Consider the following 12,752-nt stretch of genomic DNA (forward strand, 5'->3'; position numbering starts at 1 on the left):
CGTCCGCACGCTGTCGGGCGGCAACCAGCAGAAGGTCGTGCTGGCCCGTTGGCTGCTGCGCGAGTGCCGCGTGCTGCTGCTGGACGAACCCACCCGCGGGGTCGACGTCGGCGCCCGCACCGAGATCTACAACCTGATCCGAAGGCTGGCCGACAGCGGTGTCGCCGTGGTCGTCGTGTCCAGCGAGGTCGAGGAGGTGCTCGGACTGTCCGACCGGGTGCTCGTCGTCCGTGAAGGAGCCGTGGTCCACGAGGCGACGGCCGCCGAGCTCGACGAGTCCAGGGTCCTGGACCTTGTCATGGAAGGAAGAGTGGCATGACCGAGAGCAGCTCCGGGGCACCGCAGACCGCGGCCCCACCGGACCCGACCAGCGACAGCAAGCGCGTCGAGGAGGCGGCCGCCCGCACCGCCGAGCGCCGGGGCGGGCTGGCGCTGCTGCGCACGAGCATGGGGCGCAACCTCGGTCTCGTGCTCGCCCTGGCCCTGCTGTGCGTCGTCGGGGTGATCACGTCGGGCGAGCAGTTCGCCAACCTCGACAACGCGCTGACCATCCTGCGTCTCGCGTCGGTCATCGGCGTGGTCAGCATCGGCATGACGTTCGTGATCACCGGCGGCGGCATCGACCTCTCGGTGGGCGCGATCGTCGCACTCGCGTCGGTGTGGTGCACGACCGTGGCCACCCAGGCGATGGCCGAGGACTTCCACTGGACCGTGATGGTCTTCACGGCCGTGCTGGTCGGCATCGGCTGCGGTCTGGTCAACGGGCTGCTGATCGCCTACGGCAAAGTGGTCCCGTTCATCGCGACGCTGGCGATGCTCGCCGCCGCCCGCGGCTACGCGGAGATCCTCGCCCAGCGTCGAACCCAGATCGTCACCGTCGACGAGTTCGCGGACTTCTTCCGCGCCGACGTCGTCGGCGTCCCGGTCCTGGTGATCATCTTCGCGCTGGTGTCGCTGATCGGCTGGGTGGTGCTCAACCGCACCACCTTCGGCCGGCGCACCCTCGCGGTGGGCGGTAACCCCGAGGCCGCCCGACTCGCCGGCATCAACGTCAACCGGCACACCGTCATGCTCTACGTCGTCGTCGGCCTCTGCTGCGGGATCGCGGCTCTCATGATCACCGCGCGTACGACCACCGGCGCCTCCACCCACGGCGGGCTCTACGAGCTCGACGCCATCGCGGCCGTCGTCATCGGCGGCACGCTGCTGTCGGGCGGGCGGGGCACGATCGTCGGGACCGTCCTCGGCGTGCTGATCTTCACGACGCTCTCCAACGTCTTCACCCAGAACAACCTGTCCAGCTCGGCCCAGTCGGTCGCCAAGGGCGCGATCATCGTCCTTGCCGTCCTGCTCCAGCAGCGTCTCGCACGGCAGTCCAACTCCCCGTGACCGGCACCCGTCCCGGGCACATCTCTCGGACCATCCACACCCTGAGGAGTAGAAACATGTCCGCATCACCCGTGCCGCGCCGGCGCCGGTTGCTGAACGGCACCGCCGCCATCGCCATCACCGCGGTCCTGGCCACGGGCTGCACCAGCAACGAGCCGGAGCCGCCCGCGGGCGACGACGGCGGGGCCCAGAACGCCGCGAGCTCCAACGACGACACCGGCGAGACGGTGACCATCGGATTCTCCGGTCCAGCCGCCGACCACGGCTGGCTCGCCGCGATCAACAGCAGTGCCCTCGCCGAGGCCGAGAACTACGACGACATCGAGCTGGAGACCGCGGAGGGCACCAACGACCCGAGCCAGCAGATCGCCCAGGTGGAGACGTTCATCAACAACGACGTCGACGCGATCGTGCTGCTGCCGACCGACGGTGCCGCACTCACCGACGTGGCGACCCGGGCGATGGAGGCCGGGATCCCGGTGGTCAACGTGGACCGCGAGTTCTCCTCGCCGTTCGCCGCCAGGACGACCATCCTCGGCGACAACTACGGGATGGGAGTCTCGGCCGGGACCTATGCCTGCCAGCTGATCGAGGACAACGACATCGCCGACCCGGTGATCGCCGAGATCGCGGGCATCGACTCGCTGCCGCTGACCCAGGACCGCTCCGAGGGTTTCGCCGATGCGCTGGAGAGCTGCGACCAGGAGGTCGACGACCGGGTCGCCGCCGAGTTCACCCCCGAGTCAGGTGAGGAGCAGGCCTCCAACCTGCTGCAGGCCGAGGACCAGATCGACATCATCTGGAACCACGACGACGACCAGGGAGTCGGCGTGAAGGCCGCCTTCGAGAGCGCGGACCGGGACGAGTTCTTCTTCATCGGTGGCGCCGGCTCGTGCAACGCGATGCAGTGGATCGAGGACGGCGAGATGGAGGCCACGGTGCTCTACCCGCCGACGCAGGCCGCGGACGGCATCAAGCTCGCTCGCCTGATCGCCCAGGACAAGGGCATGTCCGACCTGGTGCAGGTCGAGGTGCCGAAGCGGATCGTGCTCAACGCGCCGGTGGTCAGCGCCGACAACGTCGAGGACTACCGGGACCTCTGCTTCGAGTCCTGACCGGTCCGCACCGTCCGTGCTCGCCCCGGTCCTGACGCTCCTCGGACCGGGGCGGGCACCCCTCCCCCACAGGAGCCTCACCGCATGAACGACACCCCACGCCCCCTCGCGGTCGGCATGGTCGGGCACGTCTTCATGGGCGCCGCCCACTCGCAGGCCTGGCGCAACGCACCCCGCTTCTTCGAGCTCCCGCTGACCCCGGCGATGGCGGTCGTCTGCGGCCGTGACGCCGGACGCGCGGCCGCTGCCGCCGCACGGCTCGGCTGGTCCGCGAGCGAGACCGACTGGCGTCGTCTCGTCGAACGCGACGACGTCGACCTCGTCGACATCTGCACGCCCGGTGACACCCACGCCGAGATCGCGATCGCGGCCCTCGACGCCCGCAAGCACGTCCTCTGCGAGAAGCCCCTGGCCAACACGGTGGCGGAGGCCGAGGCGATGGCCGAGGCCGCCGCGCGTGCCGCCGCTGCCGGCGTGCGAGCGATGGTCGGCTTCACCTACCGCCGGGTGCCGGCGATCGCCCTCGCTCGGCGGCTCGTCGAGGACGGCCGGATCGGCGAGGTCCGGCACGTGCGGGCGCAGTACCTCCAGGACTGGATCGCCGACCCGGAGGCCCCGTTGTCGTGGCGGCTGGAGAAGGACAAGGCCGGCTCCGGCGCGCTCGGCGACATCGGCGCGCACATCATCGACCTCACCCAGTTCATCACCCAGGACCGGATCACCGAGGTCTCCGGCCAGCTCACCACCTTCGTCAAGGAGCGGCCGCTGGCCACCGAGCACTCGGGACTGTCGGGCACCGCCGCGGCAGGCGCCGGGGAGCGCGGCCCGGTGACCGTCGACGACGCGGCCGTCTTCCTCGCGAAGTTCACCGGCGGTGCGGTCGGCGTCTTCGAGGCGACCCGCTTCGCGACCGGCCGCAAGAACGCCATCCGCATCGAGATCAACGGCGACAAGGGCAGCCTCGCGTTCGACTTCGAGGACATGAACGTCCTGCAGGTCTACGACGCCGGCGAGGCCGACGAGACCGCCGGCTTCAAGCGCATCCTGGTCACCGGGCCCGATCACCCCTACGTCGCCGCCTGGTGGCCGCCCGGCCACGGTCTCGGCTACGAGCACGCGTTCACCCACCAGGTCGTGGACCTGGTGACCGCGATCGCCGAGGGCACCGACCCGCGGCCCACGTTCGCCGACGGCCTCCAGGTGCAGCGCGTGCTGGCCGCCGTCGAGACCAGCTCCGACACCCGCTCCTGGCAGGAGATCCCGGCATGAACGACTACGCACCCACCCCTGAGGACAAGTTCTCCTTCGGTCTGTGGACCGTCGGCTGGCAGGGCGTCGACGTCTTCGGTCCGGCCAGCCGGCCGCTGCTCGACCCGGTCGAGGCGACGTACCGGCTCGCCGAGCTGGGCGCCGCCGCGGTCACCTTCCACGACGACGACCTGGTCCCGGACGACACCGCCCGCGAGGAGACGCTGGACCGGTTCGGCAAGGCCCTCGCCGACACGGGGCTCGCCGTGGAGATGGTGACCACCAACCTGTTCAGCCACCCGGTGTTCAAGGAGGGTGCGTTCACCGCCAACGACCGGAGGGTGCGCCGGCACGCCGTGGCCAAGACCCTGCGCAACATCGACCTGGCCGCGAGCCTCGGCGCGGAGACGTTCGTGCTGTGGGGCGGCCGCGAAGGAGCCGAGCACGGGGCCGGGAAGAACGTGCGGGCCGCGCTGGACCGGTACGCCGAGTCGCTGAACCTGCTCTGCGCATACGTCAAGGAGCAGGGCTACTCGATGCGCTTCGCACTGGAGCCGAAGCCCAACGAGCCGCGCGGCGACATCCTGCTGCCGACCCTCGGGCACGCGCTGGCCCTGATCGCCGAGCTCGACGACCCCGCCATGGTGGGCCTCAACCCGGAGGTGGGCCACGAGGAGATGGCCGGGCTCAACTTCGCGCAGGGCATCGCCCAGGCGCTGTGGCACGGCAAGCTGTTCCACGTCGACCTGAACGGCCAGCACGGACCGCGCTTCGACCAGGACCTCCGCTTCGGGGCGGGCAACCTGCGCGGGGCGTTCTGGACCGTCGACGCGCTCGAGGGCAGCGGCACGGACAACCGTTACGACGGCTACCTGCACTTCGACTTCAAGCCGCCGCGCGCGGAGGCGGAGGACGGCGTGTGGGAGTCGGCGCGGGCCTGCATGCGCAACTACCTGGTGCTCCGCGCCAAGGTGCGCGCGTTCCGAGCCGATCCAGAGGTGGCCGCCGCGATGGATGCCGCGGGTGTCGGCGAGCTCGGCGAGCCGACCTTGGGCGACCGCGAGACCCTCGCGGACCTTCGCCAGGAGGCCCACGACATCGAGGCGCTCGGACGGCGCAGCGTCGCCATGGAGGCGCTCGACCAGCTCGCCCTCGAGCACCTGCTCGGCGTGCGCTGACCCACCAGCCCGGACCCGGAAGGAATGAGACATGGCACGACCGATCACCCTGTTCACCGGCCAGTGGGCCGACCTGCCGTTCGAGGAGGTGTGCCGGCTGGCGGCGGGCTGGGGCTACGACGGGCTGGAGGTCGCCTGCTGGGGCGACCACCTCGACCCGTGGCAGGCGGCCGAGGACGACTCCTACGTGAAGGCGAAGCTCGACGTGCTCGAGAAGCACGGATTGCAGCTGTTCGCGATCTCCAACCACCTCAAGGGACAGGCGGTCTGCGACGACCCGATCGACGCCCGGCACCAGGCGATCCTGCCCGCGCGCATCTGGGGTGACGGCGAGCCGGAGGGCGTCCGGCAGCGCGCGGCCGAGGAGATGAAGATGACCGCACGCGCCGCACGGAACCTCGGTGTCGACGTCGTCGTCGGCTTCACCGGCTCGTCGATCTGGAAGTACGTAGCGATGTTCCCGCCGGTCACCGCGGAGCAGGTGGACGCGGGTTACCGCGACTTCGCCGACCGGTGGAACCCGATCCTCGACGTCTTCGACGAGTGCGGGGTGCGGTTCGCCCACGAGGTGCACCCGTCGGAGATCGCCTACGACTACTGGACGACGGTGCGCGCGATGGAGGCGATCGGCCACCGGGAGGCCTTCGGGCTGAATTGGGACCCGAGCCACTTCATGTGGCAGGACCTCGACCCGGTGGGCTTCCTGTGGGACTTCAAGGACCGGATCTACCACGTGGACTGCAAGGACGCGAAGCGCCAGATCGGCAACGGCCGCAACGGACGGCTGAGCTCCCACCTGCCGTGGGCCGACCCGCGCCGCGGCTGGGACTTCGTGTCGACCGGTCACGGCGACGTGCCCTGGGAGCAGTGCTTCCGGATGCTCAACACGATCGGCTACACCGGCCCGATATCGGTGGAGTGGGAGGACGCCGGCATGGACCGGCTCGTCGGCGCCCCCGAGGCGCTCGAGTTCGTCCGCCGGCTCGCCTTCGACGCACCAACTGCCGCATTCGACGCGGCGTTCTCCACCACGGAGTAGTCCGAACGGGTCAGATTTCCCGGATTCGAACCACAGACCGACCCGATTGATGGTTCTATTTCCTTGAACGGCCGCTGGTGACCCGAGACGCCAGCGGCCGTTCTCATGCCCGGGCTCAGTCCAGGTCGAGCACCCGCAGGGCGCGAGCCGCCATCCGCGCCTCGCCCAGCGCGTTCGGGTGCACGACCACCGGGTTGGTGCCCTGGACAACCGGCTCGACCCAGCGCGCGCCGACCGGCTGGCAGGCGTCGTGCCCCTCGGAGACCTTGTTGAGGCTCACGTAGGTCGAGCCGGTCGCGGCGGCCGCGCGCCGCACGGCGTCGTTGAGCACCCACTGGATCCGTCGCACGTAGGGGACGTCCCCGTTCGCGACCGGCATCTTGTCGAAACAGCCCACAGCCTTCGGCATGATCCACGGGTAGCCGAGGATGGCCACCCGGGCCCTCGGCGCGCGACGGTGGACGGCGCGCAGGGCCTTCACGATCGAGGGGTACGTCGTCGCGCGGATCGTGTCCTCGAACGACGTGCCGTAGCGGTCCCGGCAGGGGCTGCCTGTGCCGAGCGTCGACAGGCCCGCCGCCCCGCAGCGCAGGATCGTGTCGATGAAGACGCTGCTGTCGTTGCCCCCGATCGTCATCGTGACCAGCTCGGTCCGACGCGAGAGCGCCTCGAGCTGCGGTGCGACGCCGGGGTGCTGCGCAGCGAAGAAGTCACCGGTGTCCGCGCCGCCGCAGGTCGCGTCCACGAGCTCGGCGCCGGTGCGCTGCGCGATGCGGTGCGGGTAGCTGGCGGCGGAGCGGGCGCACTGCGGCGGGGCCGTCGGGTCCGGCGGCAGCACGCCGGACGCCGCGCTGTAGGAGTCGCCCAGGGCGACGTACCGCAGCGGCTGGTCGGCCGACGCCGGGGCGGCCATGATGGTCGTGGCGAGCAACGCGCCCAGGGCGGGGACGAGCAATCGGACGCGCACGAGGTCCTCCGTCAGTTGGTTGGTGACTGAAGAGGACAACGGATGAGTAGCGTCGAAGTCACGCCCGCCGATGAGTTTGCGCTCCGCCGCCGGTCAGCCTGGCAACCGCCCACCAGGAGGAAGCATGCCCGAGCCCACGACGTCCATCAGCACGCACACCCTCGAGGTCCCCGGCGTCACGTTGACGTACGACGTACGCGGTGACCTCGCCGAGGCCACCCCCGACCGACCGGCGCTGTTCATGATGGCGTCGCCGATGGGGGCGGCCGGGTTCGACACGCTGGCCTCGCACTTCACCGACCGCCCGGTCGTGACCTACGACCCCCGCGGTGTGGAGCGAAGCGTCAAGGACGACCCGACGTCGGAGTCCACCCCCGAGCAGCACGCCGACGACCTGCACCGGATCATCGAGGCGCTCGGCGTCGACCGGGTCGACCTGTTCGGCAGCAGCGGCGGCGCGGTCAACGGCCTCGCCTTCGTGGCCCGCCACCCCGAGCAGGTGCGCGTCTTCGTCGCGCACGAGCCGCCCCTCGTCACGGTGGTGCCCGACGCCGAGGTGGCGCTCGCCGCGAACGACGACATCGGCGCGACCTACCAGAAGGAAGGGATGGGCCCGGCGATGGCGAAGTTCATCTCCCTGGTCATGCAGCAGGGACCGCTGCCGGCGTCCTACCTCGACCAGCCCGCACCGGACCCGGCGATGTTCGGCCTGCCGACCGAGGACGACGGGTCGCGCGACGACCCGCTGCTCGGGCAGAACAACCGCACCTGTGTCCGGCATGAGCCCGACGTGCAGGCGCTCCGGTCGGCGCCGACGCGCGTGGTCGTCGCCCGGGGTGAGGAGTCGGGCCAGGAGCTGGCCGCGCGGTGCGCCGACGCGGTCGCGGCGCTGCTGGGCACCGAGCCGGTGGTCCTGCCGAGCAACCACGGCGGCTTCCTGGGCGGCGAGTACGGCCAGACCGGCAGGCCCGACGAGTTCGCCGAGGCCCTGCGTCGGGTGATCGACGGGTAGTGAGGGCGGTCAGCCGGCGCGGCGGCGACCCCGGCGGGTGCGCAGGTAGTCGGCGACGACGTACTCGCCGAGCCGGGACAGGTCCGGGGTGAACACCCGGCCCCCCGCCCGGCGGGCGACGGCGTCGACGAACCGCTCCAGCCCGGGGTCGTTGCCGAGCATGAAGAAGTTGATGCCGGCGCCGTAGCGGCTGAGCTCGTCGACCTGCCGGACCGTGGCCCGGATCGTCTCGGGAAGCGGCGGCCAGCTGAAGAACGGGTGTCCGTCGGCGGTGACGTGGGCGGTCGGCTCGCCGTCGGTCACGACCAGGACGACGGGCTCGGCGTCGGGGTGCCGGCGCAGGTGCCGGCCGGCGAGCATCAGCGCGTGCTGCAGGTTGGTGCCCTGCACCCACTCCGGCTCGACGTCCGCGAGCTGCACCGGGTTGAGGCGACGGGCGGTGCGGTCGAAGCCGATGATCTCGAGGGCGTCCTGACGGAACCGGGTCGCCACCAGGTGCGACAGCGCGAGTGCGGTCTGCTTCATCGGCCCCCAGCGGCCCTCCTGCACCATCGAGAACGAGAGGTCGACGCAGAGCGCGACCGCCGCCGCCGTACGACGCTCGGTCTCCACCACCTCGAAGTCCTCGACGGTGAGCCGCGCCGGGATCCCCTCCCCGCGGCGCAGCGCGTTGCCGACCGTGCGCACCGCGTCGATGGGAAGCTCGTCGCCGAACACCCAGTGCCGGGCGGAGCCGGTGAGCTCGTCGGCGGAGCCGGTGCGGTGGTCCTCGTGGGCGCCGGTGCCGGCGGCGTCGATCTGGGCGAACACCCGCTTGAGCGCGGTCTCGCCGAGCCGGCGCACCGCCCGCGGGGTCAGCCGGACGCCGTCCTCGTCACGGGTGAGGTAGCCCTGCCGCTCGAGCTCGCGCTCGAGCTCGCGCAGCGCCCGGAAGTCGGTCACCGCGCCCGCACCGAGCTGCCGCTCCAGGACCTCGACGTCCACGTCGTCCAGCGTGCCGCCGGGCCGGTCCATCGCGAGCGCCTGCTCGAGGGCCTCCAGGTCGGCGAGCTCGGCGACGGCCTGGACCGCGTCGCTGTAGCCGAGCGGGTCGCCGCCGTCGCGCATCTGCACCGGTCCCCGGTCCATCCCCGGCCGCAGCGCCCGAAGGTTGTCGGAGAGCTGGGCCATCTGCGAGGCGAGGTCGGGGTCGGAGAGCGCGTCGCTCATGAGCTGGCCGAGCTGCTCGCGCTGCTCCGGTGACAGCGAGGCCAGCATCCGGTCGGCGGCCGCCTGCCGACGGGCGAGCGCGTCGATCAGCTCGTCCACGTTCTCGGGCTGCTCGGGGAAGAGGTCCCCGTGCTTGTCCATGAAGTCGCGGAACCGGTCCTCGGTGTCCTCGCCTCGGGCATGCGCGGCGAGCAACGCGTTGAGGTCGGCGAGCATGTCCTTGACCGCCTGCATCGCCTCGGGATCGGGGTCGGACAGCATCTGGGCCATCCCCGCGAACTGGGCGTCGAGCACCTCTCGGCGCAGCATGTCCTGGATCGACTGGTACGTCGCGCGGGCGCTGTCGGAGTGCCACGGGTAGTCGGCCAGCCCCCGCACCGCGCCGGCGGTGTCGTCGGGGAGCGTGGCCAGCTCCATCTCCGCCCAGCGGGCGTCGTCGCCTTCCTCCGCGGCGAGGGTGTCGCGCTCGTCGGCGAGCGCCTGGTCGAGCGCGGCCCGGACCTGGTCGAGCGTGCCGCCGAGGTCCCCGCGCCGGCGGGCCGCGTTGCGCATCCGGCGGACCCGCGCGGCCAGGTCGTCGAGCCCGGCGCGGTCACCGAGCCCGCGGCGGAGCAGGTCGGCCAGCGCCTCGCGCATCGAGCCCCCGGCGAGCACGTCGCGGCCGACCTCGTCCAGGGCGGCGCGGACGTCGTACGGCGGGGCGAGCGGGTCGGGCCCGCCGTGCCAGGGCCCGTAGCGGAACCGGCCGTCCCCGTGCTGCGGCACGGTCATGCCCCGTAGACGGCCCGACCGTCGACGGACGTCTTGTCGATGCGGCGGGTGAGGTGCAGCCCCTCCAGGACCAGCTCGACGGCGGCCGCCACCTGCCCGGGACCGGGCGGGTCGGTCCAGTCGGCGGCGGACCCGCCGGGCGCGTCGTCGGAGTAGCCGAGCCGGTCGAGGACCTTGGCGAGGCCGGGCACCGTGCCGACCTGGCGGAGCAGCTCGTCCGCGGTGACCAGCTCACCGGTCTCCACGGTGTCGCCCTCGGCGAACAGCTCGGTGAAGCCGGACAGGTCGAGGCCGTGCAGCCGGTCGCGGAAGGTCTCGGCGACCGCCACCCGCATCAGGTGTGCGACCACCTCGGGCTCGCGGCCCTCCTCGCCCATCTCGAACTCCACCTTGCCGAGCAGGGTGGGCAGCACGTTGGGCAGGTCGCACACCCGCGCGACGGCGATGCCCTCACCGGTGCGAGCACTGCGTCGCAGCGCCGAGGCGGCGACACCCTCAGCGGCCGCGATGGCGAAGCGGGCGCTCACGCCGGAGCGCTGGTCGACCGAGGACGAGCCGCGCAGACCGCGGGTGAGCCGGGCGATGACCTCGATGAGGTGCGTGGGCACGTCGGCGACGAGCGCGGCCTCCTGCGCGACGAGGGCCACCTCCTCCTCGACCCGCTCGGGGTAGTGGGTGCGGATCTCGGCGCCGAACCGGTCCTTGAGCGGGGTGATGATCCGGCCGCGGTTGGTGTAGTCCTCGGGGTTGGCGGAGGCGACGAGGAGCACGTCCACGGGGAGCCGCAGGCTGTAGCCGCGCACCTGGATGTCGCGCTCCTCCAGCACGTTGAACATCGCGACCTGGATCCGCTCGGCGAGGTCGGGGAGCTCGTTGATGCCGAAGACGCCGCGGTTGGTGCGGGGCAGCAGCCCGTAGTGCACCGTCTCCGGGTCGCCGAGGGTGCGCCCCTCCGCCACCTTCACCGGGTCCACGTCGCCGACCAGGTCGCCGACGCTGGTGTCGGGGGTGGCGAGCTTCTCTACGTAGCGCTCGTCGCGGTGCCGCCACGCGACCGGCAGGTCGTCGCCCGCGTCGGCAGCCAGCCGGCGGCACCGCGAGCACACCGGCGCGAGCGGCTCGTCGTTGATCTCGCAGCCCTCGACGTACGGCGCCCACTCGTCGAGCAGCGTGCCGAGCGTCCGCATCAACCGGGTCTTGCCCTGGCCGCGCTCGCCGAGGAGCACCAGGTCGTGGCCGGCGAGCAGCGCACTCTCGAGCTGCGGGAGCACGGTCTCGTCGAACCCCACGATGCCCGGGAAGGCGGTCTCGCCGGCGCGCAGCCGGGCGAGCAGGTTGTCGCGGATCTCGGCCTTGACCGAACGCGCGCGGTAGCCGGTGTCGCGAAGGGCACCCAGGGTCGTGGGGCGGCTCATGGGTCGAAACTACGCCCGGCGCGCAAAACCCCCGACAAAGCGGGCGCGAACTGAGGCGCGCGGTCGCTGACCGGGAACTCAGCGCGCGGAGCGGCCCGACTCGTTGCCGGTCCCGTCCCGCGTCGGGCGGGGCCGCCGGAGCACCACGATCGACCGGTCGGCCACCTGGAACTCGACGCCCGGCAGCAGCGTGGTCGCGTCGTCGAAGATGGACACGCTGCCGGCCTGGTCGTCCTGCGTGTCCAGCGCGACCAGCCAGCCCTCGCCGTACACCTCGTCCGGGAGCACGAAGGTGAGCGGCTCGTGGTGGCCGTTGAAGGCGATCAGGAACGAGTCGTCGAGGACCTTCTCGCCGCGCTGGTCGGGCTCGGGGATCGCGTCGCCATTGACGAACACGATCATCGACCGTGCGAACTCGTGCGACCAGTCCGTGTCGCTCATGTTCTTGCCGTCGGGGGTGAACCAGGCGATGTCGCCCGCCTTGCCGTCCTGCGAGGCCTCCCCGGCGAAGAACCGTCGGCGCCGGAACACGGGGTGGTCCCGGCGCAGTGCCACGACGCGCCTGGTGAACGCGAGCAGGTCGCGCTGCTCGTCGTCGAGGACCCAGTCCATCCAGGAGATCTCGTTGTCCTGGCAGTAGACGTTGTTGTTGCCACCCTGGGTGCGGCCGAGCTCGTCGCCGTGCAGGAGCATCGGCACGCCCTGGGAGAGCATCAAGGTGGTGAGGAAGTTGCGGTGCTGGCGGGCCCGGAGTGCCAGCACGTCGGGGTCGTCGGTCTCACCCTCGGCACCGCAGTTCCAGGACCGGTTGTGGCTCTCGCCGTCGTTGCCGCCCTCGCCGTTGGCGTCGTTGTGCTTGTCGTTGTAGGAGACGAGGTCGCGCATGGTGAAGCCGTCGTGCGCGGTGACGAAGTTGATCGAGGCGATCGGCTTGCGCCCGGAGTGCTCGTAGAGGTCGGACGAACCGGTGATGCGCGAGGCGAACTCCGCGAGGGTCGAGGCCTCGCCGCGCCAGTAGTCGCGGACGGTGTCGCGGTACTTGCCGTTCCACTCGGTCCACAGCGGCGGGAAGTTGCCCACCTGGTAGCCGCCCTCGCCCACGTCCCAGGGCTCGGCGATCAGCTTCACCTGGGAGACCACGGGGTCCTGCTGCACCAGGTCGAAGAACGACGACAGCCGGTCCACCTCGTGGAACTGCCGCGCGAGCGTCGCCGCGAGATCGAACCGGAAGCCGTCGACGTGCATGTCGGTGACCCAGTAGCGCAGCGAGTCCATGATCAGCTGCAGCACGTGGGGGTGCCGCATCAGCAGCGTGTTCCCGGTGCCGGTCGTGTCGTAGTAGTGGGCCCGGTCCTCGTCGACGAGGCGGTAGTAGGCCGCGTTGTCGATGCCGCGGAAGCACAGCGTGG

The 12,752-nt window shown here is 71.5% G+C and carries 11 protein-coding genes; 7 read left to right on the forward strand and 4 right to left on the reverse strand.

Features of this window, described 5'->3' with window-relative positions:
* The 6 genes from VFH10_RS16000 to VFH10_RS16025 all read left to right on the forward strand — a co-directional run.
* On the forward strand, positions 1-319 hold a 319-nt coding region (locus tag VFH10_RS16000), incomplete at its 5' end, for an ATP-binding cassette domain-containing protein (RefSeq protein WP_325130308.1).
* Positions 316-1,389, forward strand: coding sequence for an ABC transporter permease (locus VFH10_RS16005; protein WP_325130310.1), 1,074 nt, complete (start codon positions 316-318; stop codon positions 1,387-1,389). The genes VFH10_RS16000 and VFH10_RS16005, both read left to right, overlap by 4 nt.
* Positions 1,390-1,445: 56 nt before the next feature.
* The gene (locus VFH10_RS16010) at positions 1,446-2,504 is read left to right on the forward strand and encodes a substrate-binding domain-containing protein (protein ID WP_325130312.1); all 1,059 of its coding nucleotides are present in this window, start codon (positions 1,446-1,448) and stop codon (positions 2,502-2,504) included.
* 84 nt (positions 2,505-2,588) lie between these two features.
* Positions 2,589-3,773 (forward strand): Gfo/Idh/MocA family oxidoreductase, encoded by a 1,185-nt coding sequence (locus VFH10_RS16015; RefSeq protein ID WP_325130314.1) that lies wholly within the window; start codon positions 2,589-2,591, stop codon positions 3,771-3,773.
* Positions 3,770-4,930: a xylose isomerase gene (gene xylA / locus VFH10_RS16020; RefSeq protein WP_325130315.1), complete on the forward strand. Its 1,161-nt coding sequence runs from the start codon at positions 3,770-3,772 to the stop codon at positions 4,928-4,930. The genes VFH10_RS16015 and xylA overlap by 4 nt, the downstream gene beginning before the upstream one ends.
* A gap of 31 nt (positions 4,931-4,961) precedes the next feature.
* Positions 4,962-5,969 (forward strand): sugar phosphate isomerase/epimerase family protein, encoded by a 1,008-nt coding sequence (locus VFH10_RS16025; protein WP_325130317.1) that lies wholly within the window; start codon positions 4,962-4,964, stop codon positions 5,967-5,969.
* Positions 5,970-6,084: 115 nt separating this feature from the next.
* Here the strand turns inward: VFH10_RS16025 and VFH10_RS16030 are convergent, their stop codons facing one another.
* Positions 6,085-6,936 carry an SGNH/GDSL hydrolase family protein gene (locus VFH10_RS16030; protein WP_325130319.1) on the reverse strand — a complete coding sequence of 284 codons (852 nt, stop codon included), beginning with the start codon at positions 6,934-6,936 and terminating at the stop codon, positions 6,085-6,087.
* 124 nt (positions 6,937-7,060) lie between these two features.
* Between VFH10_RS16030 and VFH10_RS16035 the strand changes: the two genes are divergently transcribed.
* A complete protein-coding gene (locus VFH10_RS16035) occupies positions 7,061-7,948 on the forward strand; it encodes an alpha/beta hydrolase (RefSeq protein ID WP_325130322.1) in 888 nt (295 codons plus the stop codon).
* A gap of 9 nt (positions 7,949-7,957) precedes the next feature.
* Here VFH10_RS16035 and VFH10_RS16040 read toward each other — a convergent pair whose 3' ends face one another.
* The 3 genes from VFH10_RS16040 to VFH10_RS16050 all read right to left on the reverse strand — a co-directional run.
* On the reverse strand, positions 7,958-9,928 hold the full coding sequence (locus VFH10_RS16040) for a hypothetical protein (protein WP_325130324.1): 1,971 nt from the start codon (positions 9,926-9,928) through the stop codon (positions 7,958-7,960).
* Positions 9,925-11,343: a sigma 54-interacting transcriptional regulator gene (locus VFH10_RS16045; RefSeq protein ID WP_325130326.1), complete on the reverse strand. Its 1,419-nt coding sequence runs from the start codon at positions 11,341-11,343 to the stop codon at positions 9,925-9,927. The genes VFH10_RS16040 and VFH10_RS16045 overlap by 4 nt, the downstream gene beginning before the upstream one ends.
* A 78-nt stretch (positions 11,344-11,421) precedes the next feature.
* Positions 11,422-12,752, reverse strand: a 1,331-nt coding sequence (locus VFH10_RS16050; protein WP_325130328.1) for a glycogen debranching protein, incomplete at its 5' end; no start/stop codon positions are given.

It is taken from the genome of Nocardioides sp., assembly GCF_035697785.1.
GTDB lineage: Bacteria > Actinomycetota > Actinomycetes > Propionibacteriales > Nocardioidaceae > Nocardioides_B.

What these genes read in the sequence shown, in the direction of transcription:
- VFH10_RS16005 (WP_325130310.1), top strand. Translation starts at nt 316, where the DNA reads ATGACCGAGAGCAGCTCCGGGGCACCGCAGACCGCGGCCCCACCGGAC.
- VFH10_RS16010 (WP_325130312.1), top strand. Translation starts at nt 1,446, where the DNA reads ATGTCCGCATCACCCGTGCCGCGCCGGCGCCGGTTGCTGAACGGCACC.
- VFH10_RS16015 (WP_325130314.1), top strand. Translation starts at nt 2,589, where the DNA reads ATGAACGACACCCCACGCCCCCTCGCGGTCGGCATGGTCGGGCACGTC.
- xylA (WP_325130315.1), top strand. Translation starts at nt 3,770, where the DNA reads ATGAACGACTACGCACCCACCCCTGAGGACAAGTTCTCCTTCGGTCTG.
- VFH10_RS16025 (WP_325130317.1), top strand. Translation starts at nt 4,962, where the DNA reads ATGGCACGACCGATCACCCTGTTCACCGGCCAGTGGGCCGACCTGCCG.
- VFH10_RS16035 (WP_325130322.1), top strand. Translation starts at nt 7,061, where the DNA reads ATGCCCGAGCCCACGACGTCCATCAGCACGCACACCCTCGAGGTCCCC.
- VFH10_RS16040 (WP_325130324.1), bottom strand. Translation starts at nt 9,928, where the DNA reads ATGACCGTGCCGCAGCACGGGGACGGCCGGTTCCGCTACGGGCCCTGG.
- VFH10_RS16045 (WP_325130326.1), bottom strand. Translation starts at nt 11,343, where the DNA reads ATGAGCCGCCCCACGACCCTGGGTGCCCTTCGCGACACCGGCTACCGC.